Genomic DNA, 15,949 nt, shown 5'->3' on the forward strand with positions numbered 1-15,949 from the left:
CGATAATTGAAAACGAAAAAATAGTAATGCTTGACTTAGCCAAAATAAAACTTATAGCTCAATCCTATTCTCCTCAAGAATTATTCGCTGCCCTAGTTTGGCAACGCCGCTTCAATGAGTTTGACGGTGAGGAAGTGATTACGGATCTTGCCAAAAACTCGTCTTTATGGGCAAGTTTTATGTTCACAAAACCGATTTTTGCCCCCGACGAAAATGGTTTGAGCTTTGGCGGTGTGATTGATACGCTTCTGGCAATGGCAAACTATCGTCCAATGCCGGAAACCAGTATTCTTCGTTTTGTCGCTTATCCAGCAGATACACTCTATATTCTGGCAGAAAACCAAGACACAATCGTGTCTCAGCTTTTAGACTTAGGCAAAAAGTGGCGAGCTGACTCAGTAGATATAACGGATGGTACAAATGAAGACTACACTTGGCGACTCAAACGGCGACTGATGGCTCGATTAGAAGCTGGGGTTTCGGATCAGGAAATGCAACGCGATCGCGACGCGGTGGTGATGTCCTATTGGTGGGATTGAAGGTTAACCGAAGCTTTCCTTATCCCCTACTGTACAATAATTGAACAAGCAGACCTGATAGGAATAACGCGCTGGCAGAATGCTGGCTTAGATCATGGCTGATCCAAACTGGGAAACCCTGAAGACGTTTCTCCACCAATTGTTGTTGATTACTTTACCCAGCAACGAGGATGTATCTGTGGTGCATACGTTCCTGGCAGAGAACTCTGATAAGCTGAATGAGACGTTTGCCCTGGTGCTACAGGAATGGGCGATCGCAAGGTTGGCTGAATTGGATGATCGTCACAAGCCGGATCTGGCGAGACGCCTGCGGGGAATTAGTCAGTTTATTAACCAGTTTCCTGGCGGCGATCGCACGGATCATCTGGAAATTGTCCGCATTAGCTACGAAATTGCGGCTCAGGTTTTCACTCAGGCTGATGATCCCCAGGATTGGGCGGAAACTCACTATTATTTAGGGTTAATTTATTTAGAGCGGAATAAAGGCGATCGCATCAGGAACCTACGCCAAGCCATTCAACGATTGGAAGCCGCTTTAACCGTCTACACCGCCGCGTTTCCCGATCAACGAGCCGAGATAGAAACCCATCTGGAATGCGCCTACCTCGAAATTCGACAGCATGAGTCAATTGAACCCAGCCATCCTCGATTATCCTCGACCCCCGCATCGTCTCCGTCAGCAACTCCCCAAGTCAGTGAAGCCGACATCGCCGCGATTCAACCCCCTGCATTTCGGGCGATCGCTCAAAGCCTACTCGACGGGGAAAAGTTAACCGCTGTAGAAATTACTCCCGCTTCCCAGGAAAAGGCGGAACCCTTACCCCAGGATTTACCCCAGGTTCTCCACTACGCCTTAAATACCATTGGCATCAACTCTCTATGGTCTCATCAGTACGCCTCATTACAGGCGTTGCGTCAAGGAGGAGATATTTTACTCTCCACCCCAACAGCCAGTGGCAAAACTCTGGCGTTTCTTCTCCCGATTTTGGAAACCTGTTTGAGCAATCCCCACGCCACCGCCCTATTTATTTTTCCCTTAAAGGCATTGGCGGTGGATCAGTTGCGGCAAATTCACGACATTATTGACCTGATCCCGAAGTTTCAGCGGATTAATGTAGTGATGCTGACGGGAGATGTTCCCATGGCTGAACGGATTAAATTATTAGAACAATCACCGCAAATTATTTGTATCACCCCTGACTTACTCCACCATCAACTTTTTAAAGTTTTTAAACCACAATGGCAATCGTGGCAATTGTTTCTGAGAAATCTGCGTTATTTAGTGATTGATGAAGCCCATACTTATCGCGGTAGTTTTGGTGCCCACTTTGCCAATCTAATGCGACGATTACGATTAGCGATCGACCAAAGTGGTGGCGATTCCACTCAATTACAACATATCTTTGCCACGGCGACGATTGGCAATCCAGGGGAATTAGCCGAAACCTTTAGTGGAAGACAGGGAAATTTATCCCTAATCGAGAACAGTGGTGCAGCAACGGCGGCGCGGACAACCCTCTGTTTAGCCCCATCTAAGTATGCCAATATGGACTCTTGTGCGATTGTCCTATCTTGGTTAGAGCAAGGATTAAAGGGGATTGTTTTTTGCAATAGTCGCATTTCCCTAAAATCTCTCTTAAATCAAATCCAAGAACATCTAGAGCAACGGGGACAAGGCTATCTTAAATCCCAAGTCAGGATATTTTATGGTTCGCTGAAATCTCATCATCGTCGCCAAATTATTCAGCAACTGAGTGCGGGAGAAATTAGCATTATTCTGGCAACCTCAGCCTTAGAAGCTGGGATTGATATTCCGGAACTGGATTGTTGCTTACTGCGCGGTTATCCCGGTTCACTGATGCAGTTACGTCAACGTCAAGGAAGGGCGGGACGGAAAAGCCCTGGTTTAGTTATTTTTCTGCCCATTGCCCAAAACGCCTTGGATTATTTTTATGGGAATAACCCGGACTTATTATTAAGAGGTGAAGTTGAAAGTGCGGTATGTAATCCCGATTATCAAGTTTTCCTCAAACAACATTTACTTTGTGGGGCTTGTGAGAGTGGGATTCCGTTGGAGAAATTCTATCAGTATTTTGGTCAATCTGCCGCAGACATTGCTATTCAGTTGATGAATCAAAACCAGTTATCCCTCTCTCGCCACCAGCACTTGTGGACGAAACCTTATCCCCATAAAGACGTGCAAATGCGAGGAACGAACCATTTTACGGTGACATTAGTGGATCAACAGACGGGGGAAGAATTTGAGGAATTGGATGAAAAGCACGCCCAGCGAGAAGTCTTTCCTGAGGCAATTTATCAGCATCAGTCACCTTGGGGCGATCGGGTTTGGTATTCTTGTCAAAGTCTGGATTTGGAAAATCAACAGGCAATTTTAAAACCTCTAGCTGAAGATCCCCAGCAGTTAACTCGTGCGGAACAAGAAACTGAGATTGAACTCAAATCTTACTTAGCTGAACCGAAGATTTTGCCAACCAGAATTCCGGAAGGACGAATACGCCTAATTCTGGGTTGGGGAGAAATTACCGATTACGTTAATGGATATACACTCTACAGTCTAGAATACGACAAAACCTGCCAAAATTTTCAATGTCGGCGGTATCATACACCTGTCAAAGAAGCTCAATGTCCAGACTGTCGGCGCAGAACACGGTTTGCTGAAATCCAGAAACGGATTAAAACGGTGAATTTTGAGCAGCCTTATTTAACTCGACTGGAAGCACCTGTACTGCAAATTGAAGTTAATCAACCGATTCAGGACTATTTGACTCAACAGGTTAAAGGAATCAAACAAAAATTGGTTCAGCAGTATGGGAAGAATATTCCTAGTGACTATACCTGTCTTTGGTCTTGCCCGCCAGAACGGATTGCGTTACATTCTATTACCCACCAAATTAATTTGGCTGTACCCTTATTAATTTTGAGTGAGACTCAGGAGGTAAATAGTCTAATCGTGAACAAACCTAACCGTCAACACACCTTACCCACAATTGGCTATTGGTTTGATACAACCCCAGGGGGAAATGGGGTATCTGAGGCTATTTTTCATCGCTTCTGGGACTTTGCGTTCAAAGCTAAGGTGTTAGCAGCAGGGTGTGACTGTGATCAGGGTTGTCCTCGCTGTTTAATGCAGCACAGTTGTCCTGAAAGTAATGCGGCGTTGAACAAGAGTTTGGGACTGTCACTATTGGAAATTATCAGTCAGATGGAGACGTTACCTCTAACTTCTGAACGTTAGGATAAAAAGGCAGAAGATTGTACATTAGACTGCAACTTGGTATAAAACAACGGATGAGGGGATGGCAAAATTAGGGTATCGACCTGTCGCCATTGATTTATTTGCAGGTGTTGGTGGGTTTTCCTTGGGAATCGAACAGGCGGGGTTTGATGTGGCGATCGCAGTGGAAAAAGACCCGATTCACGCGGCTGTCTATAAGTTTAATTTTCCCCAGACTCATGTCTTGTGCGCTGATGTGACTGAGTTGACGGGAACACATATCCAGAAAGCCTTGCGGAATTGGTGCGATCGCCAAAAACGTCCGGTTCGGGTGAGCGATCGCGACAGGATGGACATAGACTTAGTATTTGGGGGACCCCCTTGTCAGGGATTCTCTGTCATGGGGAAACGTCAGGTTTGTGACAAACGGAACCTTTTAGTCTTTGAGTTCTGTCGCTTGGTCAAAGAACTCCAGCCTAGTTATTTTCTGATGGAGAATGTTCCGGGTTTAGGGTGGAAAAAATACCAAGACTTATTGAATCGGTTGCAATGGGAGTTTAACGCCGCCGGCTATGAGATAACTCAACCGATACAAGTCCTCAACGCGGTTAATTTCGGTGTACCCCAGCAGCGACAACGGTTATTTATATTGGGAAATCAGGTGGGAGTTAAACCTTTAACCTATCCTCAACCTCAATTGCAATCACCCTCTGAATTTTGTACCGTTCGGGATGCGATCGCGGATTTACCGAATTTAGATGATTTTCCTGAACTCCAAACCTCAGACTGGGTAGAACTGACATTCCCTCAGTTAAAATTACTCCAGGCATTAGCCATGCCTTACGTAGAAAAACTACGAAATATCATCAGCGATCCCTTTAATTTTTCCCATCCCCGCAAATGGAATCCATTCCTCTTAACCAGTTCTAAGCGAACCCGACACAATCCTGCATCAATTGAACGGTTTAATCAAACACTACCGGGTCAATTGGAAGCAATTAGTCGCCTACAACGCCTAGACTGGGACAAACCCTGCTACACTCTACGAGCAGGTACTGGATATGATCGAGGTAGCTATACCTCCCCCCGTCCCATTCATCCTAACTATCCACGGGTAATTTCAGTCCGAGAAGCCGCACGTTTACATTCATTTCCGGACTGGTTTCGCTTTCATGGGACGAAATGGCATGGATTTCGACAGGTAGGGAATGCTGTACCGCCACGACTCGGACGAGTCTTAGGTGATCAAATCATCGCCGCCTTGGGAGTTGAACCCTCGCCGCCAACCCTTACCCTCACCCTAAGAGACTCGCACCTATTAGAATTAGGTCAGGTCAAAGCATTTAAGTATTGGAAACAAAAGGTATAAGTAGGTGGGGACAATTAAAGTTAACGGCGGAGATTGTCATTCGTCATTCGTCATTTGTAAGGGTTTGAGGAGTATTTATATAACTGAACATAGTTAAGTTTATTTCCACCAACCTACTTAAGATATCCGTAGGGTGGGCATTGCCCACCAGCCTTAGGGAGTGTGCCATTCAGCTTAAGTTATAGTGTCACTCCCAATATTTTGTGATTTAGATCACCTAAAAAAGACAAACTTATCATAATCCTTCCTCAGGAAGCATCACTTGGCAACTCAATACTTATCACAATTTTGGTTAAGTCATAATCACTGACAATCGGCTGATTTGATCACGTTAAAAAATCGATAAGTTCTTTAATATATTTTATACAAGGAGAGATACACCACGTTGCCAAAGACCCAATGAAATCTGCTCAAGTTTGCTTTCCCAAATTTCCCGTCCAGCAAATTGCCCATCGCATTATTGATATGCGCCAAATTAGCTGGATTGATCAACAACTGTTTATGTCAGCCCTTTTATCGAAGCAGTCACTCTCAATGGAAGAGGAACACTTAGTTGAACGGATTTATGAAGGTTTACATCGGGGATGGATTCGAGTCGTTTAATAGAATGAATTAGGGCTTATGAATTATTTAGACTTAGCTTACTTCTCAAAGAGCGATGATGACGAATGACGATATTCACCGTTCACGTTAATTCTGTCCACCTACTTAGATTCGACCACTACCAATTTTGGGTAGAACTTCCTTTGCCCATAATTCATCAGAAATTTTAATTTGCTTGTCTTCAGGAACTCTTTGATTATATTGCTCTAATAACGCTGTAATAAGTTGAATATACTCTTTCAGTAAATCCCGAATTTCTTGTCTGGCTAATAAATTATAAGAATTTGATGTATTTTTTTTTGCACTGAATTGCCGAATTACAGGCGCATTGAATACGATCCAAAGAAATGGAGAATTAATAACTTCTTCCATCAATTCAATGAGTTCAGGTTGTAAAAATAAACAATATTTTTCCATAGTGCGGTTTAAGGAATCCTTAAACTGCGAACATTCACGTAATAGATAATCTGACCAATCCGCTTCAATTGCGCCCAATACAGGGGCTGGTTTGGAAAAATCTAGAAACGCTAATTCTTCAAAAAATGTATGATCAAATAAGTCAACGACTGTTTGATAATTTTTATCCGGTTTTTCGGCAATAGCCGCCTTAAACATATTAAAAAATAAATAAAAGTGACGCCTAAGCGGTCTCCTTAGTTGCAGGAATGCTACAGCTTCTAGTTTTCTACGTTGATTTTCTTGATCGATCGCAATGACCCGATCAATCGAAAAGACGACAATTAAAATGCCAGTAATTTCTGAGGCAATATCTAAAGAAAAGGATTTGAGCCAAGGATATTGACCCGAACTGATGAAATAAATGAAAAAGCAGCAGCCCAATAAGATAGGAAGTACAACATAAGGAGTTTTGAACGATTTTCTCATCTTATCGCCTGCTACTTTGCTTGAGCGTCCGGGTTATTGAGAAAAGATACTCTTCTATTGCAAGAAACCCTCTGCTGCTAATAATCCTACAGAAAAGAGTACGGTAGCCATTAGCGAAAAAACCATCATCATGCCAGAAGGCATAAAGCTGCGGGTGCGGAAAAGGCGAATAATAAAAACGATAAATAACACTAGAGAAATGAATGTGGCGAGTCCGAGTCCCATAATCGGGATAATCCGACAAAGCCACCAAGCCACCAAAAGTCCCAGACCACTACTGATACCCGAAATTAGGGATTTTTGGCTTTTGGCTTTGACATACCCGATTACGCCACCCACCAAAACGAGTAAAGCGTAGATTAAAACAAATCCGGTAATAATTGGCAATAAGTTGTTCATGTTAGGAAAATTTTGCTGGATATCAAGACTGACGATCCACTAATTTATCGTATTAATTATACTCTAGTAGCGCTACCTGGGAGGAGGCAGAAGGGTGCTTACGGATACCTTCTTGTTTCAGCCGTAGAACGTCTTAACCTGGAGGGCGACAGCTATATCTGCTTTGTCGTCTAGGGTTAACGGGTGAGTTGCTTCCGCCGCGCTATTCTAGTAAATCACACAAAAACGACTGCCCTTTACGGCAGCCCAATCCCCCGCCTCCCGTCTTCATCAGACGGGGGAATAGCTTTTCCATGACTCTATTAGGCTTTTACTTTGAATGAGTTTAGAGGGAAGAACCGTTAGAGTGGTCGTTGTAATGGGATTGCCCATGCCAATTCATGGTGTCAGTCATATTATCTTCTAGTTCCATGCGTTGTTCCATGCGACGCAGAAAATAGCCCGTCATCATCGCCGAAGCCAACAATCCAGCTAAGTTTTCGCGATCTGTGGTAACTTGTACATTGAAACTCTCAGACGGAAGCATACCCACCAGTCCTTGGACATTCTGGGAAATGATTTGCTGAATTTCCGGGCTGGCAGATTTGGCAACCTGGGACAGCACATCGGGGGATTGGTGTTGGAGATAGCTCAGGAGTTGGTTGGTTGCGTCATCTTCAGGGGGAGAATTGAGGAAGTCAGAGTTAAATACCATTAGAAATTAAAAGATGTGACTTACTTGTTTCTACTCTAAACGATTGTACTAGCTACCGACTTGGTGCTTTGGTTAAACAGTCCTAGTTCTTAAGGAAGAAATTCAGGATTGTGCTTGGGGCTGAAGGATAAGATCAGGTGAAGTGGTGCTTAGGATTGAGAGGATGTGCGTAGGGACGGTAGGAGGTTATCGAGTTCAAAGTGTTGATGAAATTTATTGGTGACTTGCAACCAGTAGGAACGACCATCAGTTTGTCGGCGTCTGCTGACAAATCCGAGGGAGATGAGTTCTTGAACATGCTGATAGGCACCACTACCGCGTAAGTCGATCAGTTCAGTTTGAGCAATAGGTTGTTTGATTGCGATCGCCGCTAAGGTTCTCAATGCTCCTACACCTAATTCAGCAGGCACTAGACTTTGCATTAACGTAGCAAATGAAGCCCGTAACTGCAAGCTATAGCCCTTTGGTGTCTCGACGACTTCTAGGGCGCTGTCTCGATAGGCATAGTCTGACATCAGTTCAATTAAAGCATCTTCTACCGCCGAGCGATCGCATCTGGCGCACTCAGCAATTTCCGTCAGGGACAAAGGTTTGCCCTTTAAGTATAGAATCGCTTCAATTTGGGTCGCTAGACGAGGCATTGGGGACGTTTTGAGTGTTGAATGTGTAGGGGCGGGTTTAGGGAATTTGCTCAAGCTGTTGACGATAACTTGGGTTCAAAACCCGCCCTTACCGAGTGTTGAGTGATGAGGGATTAAGGATTGGGGATTAGGGATTGGCAAGTACCGAAATGCTCATCAATCGAGTTGTCGTCCCGTCAGTTCCACAAAGATATCTTCTAAATTTGAGGGACGAACCATCATACCCGTTTTATCCGGTAAGCTGTCAAGGTAGGCATTGGCATCATCTAGAGTGGGAAAGAACTTATACTCGAAGCGATCGCCAATTTGTTTCATCAGCAACCCTTCGCCATGGTTAGCTTTCAGTTGTTGCAGGGTTCCCAGTTCAATTAGCTTACCACAGTCCATAATACCGATGCGTCCCGGCTGACTTGCCCCATACGCATCACACAACACCTCCACCTCGTCCATATAATGCGTCGTCAGCAGCATAGTCATCCCTTGGCGGTTTAAATCCCGAATAATTTCCCACAGGCGGCGACGGGTTTGGGGATCAAGTCCCACCGTGGGTTCATCTAAAAATAGAATTTTGGGTTGGTGGAGTAGCGCCCTAGCAATTTGCAGGCGACGCTTCATCCCACCGGATAGGGTTTTCACGGGCGAATCCCGCCTTTGGGCTAATTCTACGTACTCCAACCACTGGTTAATTAGGGTTTGCCGTCGGGGATTGGTAATGTGGTGCAAACGTCCGTGGAGTTCCATATTCTCCCAAACGGTCAGGTCGTTATCAACGCTGGTTTGTTGCAACACGACACCGATATTTTGCTTAACTTCAGCCGGTTGGCGCACCACATCGTAACCCGCAATCTCAATTTGCCCTTCAGTGGGTCGGGTTAAAGTGGTTAACATGCGAATCGTCGTCGATTTCCCCGCACCGTTAGGACCGAGTAGACCAAATATCTCTCCCGATTCGATAGTGAAGGAGAGGTCATTAACCACAGGAATTTTATCGTAGGTTTTTTGGACGTGTTGGACACAAACAGCAGAGGGCATTCGGTCTGACTCATAGTAGGACAACTTTACATTTCATCATATCTTCGTCCCACACAATATCGTAATCAACGCCGAAGTAATTATGGATTAAGCGATCACGCATTCCCGCGATCGCACGCCATTCAACGGCATTCAATTGTGGTATAGTTCTGACTTAGTGTATCGGGTAGTTGTTTAACCGCTTCGCCAGTGACTTCACTTATACTTGAAAACGATAAAATGCAGATTGAGAACTGTTGCGTGGAGGATTAGGTTCGGAACGCTGACCCCTGTGAATTTCTAGCATTCCTAGAGTTACAACTTTATGGACATAGTAATCCAAGGCGCTCACAGCTAGAACTAGAGCAGCTCTCAAAATATCTGACAAATCTAGGGCAGGAGTGGATTGAGCCTTGACAGAGTTGTGAATAGAAATCAGATCTCGAACACGAGCAATGCTGATTCGGAATTGATCAAGCGCTGACTGCATAGGAAGGAGAAGTGAGTCCTATAATCTTATCGGCTAAATCCGAAAATGTGCTTTCAAATTGTTCTTGCTTCTCTTGAGCCTTTTCTAAAACCTTGCCCTGCCATTTAGCAGAACGTAATTGCTCAGGTGTCAAGGCATAGACGGGTGTTTGATGCTCCTGTGACAGAGCGATTAAACTATTAAATTCGGGAATTTTCGTAAGAGTGTAACTTTTATCAATACCATTCTCCCTATAAAGTTGTTCAGGAAGCATCATGTTATTTTGCCTCAGAACGGGAATCAAATTTTTAGCAATGTCCTGTTCAATTCTTTGCATCCATGTTTCAAGAGCAGCAGTTTCCTTGCCGCGAATGATCCGGGATTTTTGAACAATAATACCTAAAAAGCGTAGTGTAATGTCAGAAAATGGATAGGAGGATTCTTTCAAGATAGGAAGCGAACTAGCCTGTTTAGCCCAGGCGTACCATTTGGGTAGAACTTTAGCTAATGAATCAATTGCCATTACCGAAAAGAAATCGGCAGTAGTAGGCACGATAAAAAAGTCACTGGTCATTAGTAAATTCTGATTAATTGCTCCTAAACTCGGACTCATATCAATCAAAATGTAATCTGCAGTAAACTTTTCAGCCGTTTTATTCAATAAATCTGTAATAGAGCCGGGTAAGTTTTTGAGAGCCTGAATTGAGCCACTTAGCTCTTGAGCAATTCTCAACGTGGCTTCATATTCTGCAAAACCCACATGACCAGGCAGTAAAAACAGTCGCTCTTGTCCCTCAATGGGAATGCAGTCTACTGCCTCAATAGCTCTTGGCTGTGACTCAAATGCTGGTGCTAGCCCTGTTCTAATATTTGAATGGGTATTGTAAATCCTCTCAATTCTTGCCTCGTCGCTCTCTGTTCCTTGCCCTAAAGCCATACCCGTTAGGTTACACTGGGGATCGGTATCGACAAGAATTACTGTTTTTCCCTTTGAGGCAAGCATCCAACCAAGATTAAATGTGGTTGTAGTTTTGCTAACTCCGCCTTTGTGATTAAAGAGGGCTATTTTTTGAACCATTGCACTTACTATTGCCTCTTAGTCCTCCAACTTTAGACTTTAGTATAGCGTAAGCCTGACTTTTCCAAACTTACTCTGCCAAACTGTTAGTTTAATCGCTTATCTAGTTTGCAAACTTGACTCAATTGGATAATCCTTTGATACTGGAATTGGTTCTACCAGCGATAAGCCCAACAAGCGCAGACTCCAACGCTCAAACCAAGGTACAGATAACCCCCATCGCATCTTGGTTAAGAAAAATTGCTCAAAGGCAATCTTCAACCAGCTTACCCAACGACCCCGTTTTGCGATCGCACGTCGCCGTTGACCGGTTTTCGGATTCGGTAAAACGGGATCAGCTAAGAAGACAATTCCTGTATCACCAAAATCCGCCATACAAATCGCTGCCAACGTTGGCGTTACTGGTGTCGCTTGAATCACACCCAATTCTCTGGCAATATTGTGCGCCACCGCCATCCCCATCGCCTCCGCCATTTGCCCCGTTTTTGGCACACCGATAGGCAAAGGTGTCTTTTCCGGTGGCGATAACTGCACCACTACACCCGCACTATAAATAGAGGGAAATGAAGGATGCTGATACGTCGGTAATACAGGTAGAAAACCCTTCTCATCACTCAACCCAGGGACATCTCGGACAAAGCTTGGTCCCCGGAACGGCGGTAGCAGCATGGCGTAATGGAAGGGTAGCCTATGACCCTCTGCTAAGGTGATCTGATGCGGATGAATAGCAGTAATTTCAGCCTTCTCAATCACCTCAATCTGCCGTTGACGCATTAATTCAGTTACCAATTCTGCCGAATCTGCCATACCCCCAATTCCCAAATGACCTGCATAGGGTTCTGGGGTGACAAACGTAATCGGTACTTGTTCTCGCAATCCTTGTCGCCGCAGTATCCAATCGGCTAATAGGGCAAATTCATAAGCCGGTCCCATACAACTCGCACCCGGAACCGCCCCCACCACCAAGGGTCCGGGATTTTCCAGAAATGTCGCCCACGCTTGTTTTGCCATTAAAGCATGGTGAGGATTGCACACCGATTGGGTGTAACCGCGATCGGGTCCTAATCCTGGTATGGTATCTAGGGCTAATTCCGCCCCGGTAGCAATCACTACATAGTCATAATTAATAGACCTGTCTCCCACCCTTAACCATTGAGCGTGGGGGTCAATACCCGTTACCTTACCTTGAACAAACTCAATTTGACGGGATTTAAGCACAGAAGCAATATCTACTTGAATTCGCTGGAGTGGAGTTAAATTAAACGCCACCCAAGGCAGAGAAGGAGTAAACGTAAATTTAGGTTTGTCACAAATTAACGTAATTCGGTGGACATGAGGCAGGAGATGCCGCAGTTCGTAAGCAGTGGGGAGTCCGCCAATACCCGCACCGATTACCACAATATGAGCCATGATTACACCATTATTTCTTAAAACTATACAACTTTGTAACTATATTTACAATTTATCGGGATTGAGTAGCCCCCGGCAACGCGAGATGCCAAAACGAAATCCCTGTACCCTGTAGGGGCGACCCGCTTGCCATCCGTGTCAACTTAAGCTCAACCCCTCACCCCCAGCCCCTCTCCCACGCCGGGGAGAGGGGAGCAAGAGCATCCGATCCCCCTTCTCCCCACGGTGGGAGAAGGGGTTAGGGGATGAGGGGAAAATGTTGAGCAGTAGATAGACATAGCTGAAAACCTTGCCAGCATTGGTTTTCGACCTTAAGTTGATACCAATGCCCGCTTGCATCAATCCCCAACTAGCGTCCATTCAATCGGTTCGGGTTGCCCTCTACGAAGCATCACCAGCACCTGAAGCAAATTAAGCAAACCTCAAAATTACTTGACTAAATAGTAGGATAGTTATTAAGCTAAATAACAAGTCGTAAATTTTTTTGACACAAATCGGAGGATATCCATGGAAGACAGTCTATCGATACAAAGTCCCTCAATGTCTCGGCGACAGCTACTCAACTTCCTCACCGGAGCAACCATCGCCGCCACAGCCAGCGCCGCCCTTTATCCAGCCGCTAAATTCTTTGTCCCACCTCAAGAAGGGGGCGCCGATGGTTCGATTATCGCCAAAGATAAATTAGGTAATCCCATCCCCGTGTCCCAAATCGTCGCGCAAGGAACAGGCGCCCGTGCCTTGGTTGCAGGTTTGGCAGGTGAACCGACCTATTTAACCGTTACCGACGAGAACACCTTAGACTCAATCGGCATTGTCGATAACTGTACCCACTTAGGTTGTACCTTTCCCTGGAACAATATCGACCAACAATTTCAATGTCCCTGTCACGGGTCTCGTTATAGTCCCGATGGTTCCGTTGTTCGAGGTCCAGCTGACCGTCCCCTGAAGCTGGTGCAGGTCAATATCGAAGGCGACTACATCCGCATAGCGCCTTGGACGAAAACTGATCCCCGCACTGGGGAAACACCGTGGTGGGTATAAACTTTAATCATTTTGTCTGATACCAATTTTGTATGATGTTGCACTTTTACCCCACCGCCTACGGCACCTCCCCTTGCTAAGGGGAGGTTGGGAGAGGTGAATGAATATTAAGTGCCATGTTACGAAAAAATGGTATGAGATTTTGTTGCATTTCTGACGTTCCTATAGACTTTCGGTCAAAAATGTCTATGGAAACAGTAACACTATTGAGTTTTAACTTGAATTGGGAATAAATTATGAATTCTGTCTCCTCTTTCTCTCCTTCTGTCAAAGACTGTTCTCCCCAAGAATTTGTCCAATCTGCAAATCAGCCTTTACTTATCGATGTCCGCAGTGGGTTTGAATATGCCATGGGTCACGCTCCCAGCGCAATTAACCTCAGCTTACCCCGCATTCTAATCGGCATGATTCCGATGTTTCGCCGCTGGGTTTTACCGCAGTGGTTCCAAGATTTATCCAAAGATAAACCCATTGCCGTTATTTGTTTAACCGCCCATCGCAGCCCTATTGCTGCCAAACAACTGGCTAAAGCGGGTTTTGCTCAGGTGTTTAACATCACGGGCGGCATGGTGGAATGGCGACAGTTAGGCTTAGAGATTCAAACCCATTCTTAAGTGGAATGGGACGGAAAACTTGCCTATAATATCAGCAAAACACTTGATATAATGTAGGGTGGGCATTGCCCACCAGCATACCATTCAGTGGAATTTTTATTCAGTGAATCGTTGACAATAAAGCCACATAATGTTAATTTGCTGCCTGAGAATTTTCCTAAGTTTAAATAGTGAATCGTTATGATCTTAAAAATACAACCCTGTTCAAACTGGTATAAACAGTTATTTGCTTGGGGAATGGCAAAAGCCAACTCAGCCGATGAAAATGCTATTCAATTGCAAAATTGCAGTAACCATTCTACCCTAGCTCAACTCAAACAGGCTTTATTTGCTGACTTGCAGGGTAAGGTTGTAGAAATTGGACCAGGGGCTGGGGCGAATTTGGCGTATTATCCCACTGACATTCATTGGATAGGTGTTGAACCAAATCCCTTTATGCATTCCTACCTGGAACAGGAAGCCCAGCAGGTTGGGTTGAACCGGATTGATATAAAAAGTGGGTCGGCTGAACGGATTGATGTTGATGATAATAGTGTGGATGCTGTTGTCAGTACCTACGTTCTCTGTTCCGTCAGCAATCTTTCTGCAACCGTACAAGAAATTCGGCGAATTCTCAAGCCAGGAGGTCGCTTTTTGTTTGTTGAACATGTGGCGGCTGAATGTGGCAGTTGGCAACGGCGGATTCAAGGGAGTATTGAGCCAGTTTGGAAAACGCTGTTTGATGGGTGTCGCCCGAATCGGGAAACCGGACTGGCGTTAGAAAAAGCGGGATTTGAAAATATAAATTATCAACAGTTTCAGGTTCCTTTTCCAATTGTTAGTCCTCATATTTCTGGAGTGGCTACTAAAAGTAGAGATGTGTCATAACAGAATTTCGTAGGGTGGGCATTGCCCACCAACATAAAAATAACTTTGGTTTCATTCTCAGTTCTCTAGAATTATTACAACCATGCAACTCACGAAAAAAAGTCTGCCTGAACGTCTGAATCATATTTATGATGCGATTGTCGTTGGTGGTGGCGCTGGTGGACTTTCCGCTGGAATTTACCTACAACGATTTCGCCTTTCGAGCTTAATTATTGATAAAGGCAAAGCTCGCTCATTCTGGATGCAAGAATTGCACAATTATTTAGGCTTACCACCGGATACTCCGGGTCGCGTTCTGCTGCAACAAGGGAAACAGCATTACACGTCGTTAAATGGCGATATGCTGAATGGTTATGTTGAGGAAGTGGTGGATGAGGGAGATAGGTTTGCCGTGCGGGTAAAGGTGGGTCGTAAAAATAGTATTTACCCCGTATTCCGCTCGAAATACTTAATTGCTGCGAGTGGCATTATCGACAATTTACCCCCTTTGGAGGATATGCAAAATGTCTTTGATTATGCAGGATATAATTTACACGTCTGTATGGTTTGTGATGGCTACGAAATGACAGATAAACAATGTGGTTTCATTGCGGGTAGTGAAGCCAGTATTGAAGAAATGGTGTTTAATCTCAGTTGGTTTACCCCTTATATCACCGTGTTCACTCATGGACTGTTTGCGGTGAGTGACTCAATGCGTTCTCAACTGCACAATCATGGTTATCGTTTGGTGGAAACCCCGATTAAGAAATTTCTGGGTGAAAATCACCAGATGACGGGAGTTGAGTTAGTAGATGGGTCAATTATTCCCTTAGAAACCGGATTAATTTCTATGGGGTCACGCTATCACAATACTTATCTCCAAGGATTCAATTTAGATGTCAAGGGTAGTAATCTGATTACCGATAAAATGGGGCGGACGTCTCACCCGCGAATTTTTGCGATTGGAGACTTAAAGGTGGGGTTAAATCAAGTGGTTGTGGCGGCTGGAGATGGTGCTTTAGCAGCGACTCAGATTTGGCGAGATATTCGTCGGGAATCCGGTTCTCGCCGCTGGGAGGAAAATCTAGCGGTTTCTGTTTAATGAGCCGGAAGTC

Annotated in this window: 16 protein-coding genes and 1 pseudogene; 8 read left to right on the forward strand and 9 right to left on the reverse strand. The window is 44.7% G+C overall.

The window, feature by feature from the left end:
- Positions 1-26: 26 nt before the first annotated feature.
- The 4 genes from RH949_RS19180 (at position 27) to RH949_RS19195 (ending at position 5,746) form a co-directional block, all read left to right on the forward strand.
- Entirely contained in the window at positions 27-539 is a 513-nt protein-coding gene (locus tag RH949_RS19180) for a hypothetical protein (RefSeq protein WP_006105532.1), read from the forward strand.
- A gap of 94 nt (positions 540-633) precedes the next feature.
- The gene (locus tag RH949_RS19185; protein ID WP_446355352.1) at positions 634-3,795 is read left to right on the forward strand and encodes a DEAD/DEAH box helicase; all 3,162 of its coding nucleotides are present in this window, start codon (positions 634-636) and stop codon (positions 3,793-3,795) included.
- 61 nt (positions 3,796-3,856) lie between these two features.
- On the forward strand, positions 3,857-5,143 hold the full coding sequence (locus tag RH949_RS19190; RefSeq protein ID WP_446355355.1) for a DNA cytosine methyltransferase: 1,287 nt from the start codon (positions 3,857-3,859) through the stop codon (positions 5,141-5,143).
- Between the two features lie 399 nt (positions 5,144-5,542).
- Positions 5,543-5,746: a hypothetical protein gene (locus RH949_RS19195; RefSeq protein ID WP_006105494.1), complete on the forward strand. Its 204-nt coding sequence runs from the start codon at positions 5,543-5,545 to the stop codon at positions 5,744-5,746.
- Positions 5,747-5,851: 105 nt separating this feature from the next.
- On the opposite strand, the gene RH949_RS19200 is transcribed toward RH949_RS19195, so the two are convergent.
- From RH949_RS19200 to RH949_RS19240, 9 genes and pseudogenes are all read right to left on the reverse strand, one after another.
- The gene (locus RH949_RS19200; RefSeq protein WP_006105489.1) at positions 5,852-6,631 is read right to left on the reverse strand and encodes a hypothetical protein; all 780 of its coding nucleotides are present in this window, start codon (positions 6,629-6,631) and stop codon (positions 5,852-5,854) included.
- Between the two features lie 54 nt (positions 6,632-6,685).
- Positions 6,686-7,030 (reverse strand): TMEM14 family protein, encoded by a 345-nt coding sequence (locus RH949_RS19205; protein WP_446355357.1) that lies wholly within the window; start codon positions 7,028-7,030, stop codon positions 6,686-6,688.
- Positions 7,031-7,355: 325 nt separating this feature from the next.
- Positions 7,356-7,724 carry a DUF760 domain-containing protein gene (locus RH949_RS19210; protein WP_006105547.1) on the reverse strand — a complete coding sequence of 123 codons (369 nt, stop codon included), beginning with the start codon at positions 7,722-7,724 and terminating at the stop codon, positions 7,356-7,358.
- 149 nt (positions 7,725-7,873) lie between these two features.
- Positions 7,874-8,365 carry an SMC-Scp complex subunit ScpB gene (gene scpB / locus RH949_RS19215; protein WP_006105500.1) on the reverse strand — a complete coding sequence of 164 codons (492 nt, stop codon included), beginning with the start codon at positions 8,363-8,365 and terminating at the stop codon, positions 7,874-7,876.
- 156 nt (positions 8,366-8,521) lie between these two features.
- Positions 8,522-9,397, reverse strand: a complete 876-nt coding sequence (locus tag RH949_RS19220) for an ABC transporter ATP-binding protein (protein ID WP_006105486.1) — start codon at positions 9,395-9,397, stop codon at positions 8,522-8,524.
- A 10-nt stretch (positions 9,398-9,407) separates the two neighbouring features.
- Entirely contained in the window at positions 9,408-9,533 is a 126-nt protein-coding gene (locus RH949_RS19225; RefSeq protein WP_006105576.1) for a HepT-like ribonuclease domain-containing protein, read from the reverse strand.
- 66 nt (positions 9,534-9,599) lie between these two features.
- Positions 9,600-9,866: pseudogene (locus RH949_RS19230) on the reverse strand (HEPN domain-containing protein); the annotation flags it as partial.
- On the reverse strand, positions 9,850-10,923 hold the full coding sequence (locus RH949_RS19235) for a ParA family protein (RefSeq protein ID WP_446355361.1): 1,074 nt from the start codon (positions 10,921-10,923) through the stop codon (positions 9,850-9,852). The gene RH949_RS19235 and the pseudogene RH949_RS19230, both read right to left, overlap by 17 nt.
- Before the next feature lie 99 nt (positions 10,924-11,022).
- Positions 11,023-12,333, reverse strand: a complete 1,311-nt coding sequence (locus tag RH949_RS19240) for an NAD(P)/FAD-dependent oxidoreductase (protein WP_446355363.1) — start codon at positions 12,331-12,333, stop codon at positions 11,023-11,025.
- 507 nt (positions 12,334-12,840) lie between these two features.
- On the opposite strand from RH949_RS19240, the gene petC reads away from it, so the two are divergent.
- From petC to RH949_RS19260, 4 genes are all read left to right on the forward strand, one after another.
- Entirely contained in the window at positions 12,841-13,374 is a 534-nt protein-coding gene (petC, locus tag RH949_RS19245) for a cytochrome b6-f complex iron-sulfur subunit (RefSeq protein ID WP_446355365.1), read from the forward strand.
- Between the two features lie 236 nt (positions 13,375-13,610).
- Complete coding sequence (locus RH949_RS19250) at positions 13,611-13,988, forward strand: rhodanese-like domain-containing protein (RefSeq protein WP_446355367.1); 378 nt, start codon at positions 13,611-13,613, stop codon at positions 13,986-13,988.
- 180 nt (positions 13,989-14,168) lie between these two features.
- Complete coding sequence (locus RH949_RS19255) at positions 14,169-14,855, forward strand: class I SAM-dependent methyltransferase (RefSeq protein ID WP_446355369.1); 687 nt, start codon at positions 14,169-14,171, stop codon at positions 14,853-14,855.
- A gap of 82 nt (positions 14,856-14,937) precedes the next feature.
- Positions 14,938-15,936: an NAD(P)/FAD-dependent oxidoreductase gene (locus RH949_RS19260; protein WP_006105874.1), complete on the forward strand. Its 999-nt coding sequence runs from the start codon at positions 14,938-14,940 to the stop codon at positions 15,934-15,936.
- Positions 15,937-15,949: the final 13 nt, after the last annotated feature.

This window comes from Coleofasciculus sp. A1-SPW-01 (assembly GCF_040217205.1).
GTDB lineage: Bacteria > Cyanobacteriota > Cyanobacteriia > Cyanobacteriales > Coleofasciculaceae > Coleofasciculus > Coleofasciculus chthonoplastes_A.

Bases quoted from the DNA above. Each gene is read 5' to 3' on its own strand.
- RH949_RS19190 (WP_446355355.1), top strand. From the start codon at position 3,857: ATGGCAAAATTAGGGTATCGACCTGTCGCCATTGATTTATTTGCAGGT.
- RH949_RS19260 (WP_006105874.1), top strand. From the start codon at position 14,938: ATGCAACTCACGAAAAAAAGTCTGCCTGAACGTCTGAATCATATTTAT.
- RH949_RS19255 (WP_446355369.1), top strand. From the start codon at position 14,169: ATGATCTTAAAAATACAACCCTGTTCAAACTGGTATAAACAGTTATTT.
- petC (WP_446355365.1), top strand. From the start codon at position 12,841: ATGGAAGACAGTCTATCGATACAAAGTCCCTCAATGTCTCGGCGACAG.
- RH949_RS19185 (WP_446355352.1), top strand. From the start codon at position 634: ATGGCTGATCCAAACTGGGAAACCCTGAAGACGTTTCTCCACCAATTG.
- RH949_RS19250 (WP_446355367.1), top strand. From the start codon at position 13,611: ATGAATTCTGTCTCCTCTTTCTCTCCTTCTGTCAAAGACTGTTCTCCC.
- RH949_RS19210 (WP_006105547.1), bottom strand. From the start codon at position 7,724: ATGGTATTTAACTCTGACTTCCTCAATTCTCCCCCTGAAGATGACGCA.
- RH949_RS19180 (WP_006105532.1), top strand. From the start codon at position 27: ATGCTTGACTTAGCCAAAATAAAACTTATAGCTCAATCCTATTCTCCT.
- RH949_RS19240 (WP_446355363.1), bottom strand. From the start codon at position 12,333: ATGGCTCATATTGTGGTAATCGGTGCGGGTATTGGCGGACTCCCCACT.
- RH949_RS19205 (WP_446355357.1), bottom strand. From the start codon at position 7,030: ATGAACAACTTATTGCCAATTATTACCGGATTTGTTTTAATCTACGCT.
- RH949_RS19235 (WP_446355361.1), bottom strand. From the start codon at position 10,923: ATGGTTCAAAAAATAGCCCTCTTTAATCACAAAGGCGGAGTTAGCAAA.
- scpB (WP_006105500.1), bottom strand. From the start codon at position 8,365: ATGCCTCGTCTAGCGACCCAAATTGAAGCGATTCTATACTTAAAGGGC.
- RH949_RS19220 (WP_006105486.1), bottom strand. From the start codon at position 9,397: ATGCCCTCTGCTGTTTGTGTCCAACACGTCCAAAAAACCTACGATAAA.
- RH949_RS19195 (WP_006105494.1), top strand. From the start codon at position 5,543: ATGAAATCTGCTCAAGTTTGCTTTCCCAAATTTCCCGTCCAGCAAATT.
- RH949_RS19200 (WP_006105489.1), bottom strand. From the start codon at position 6,631: ATGAGAAAATCGTTCAAAACTCCTTATGTTGTACTTCCTATCTTATTG.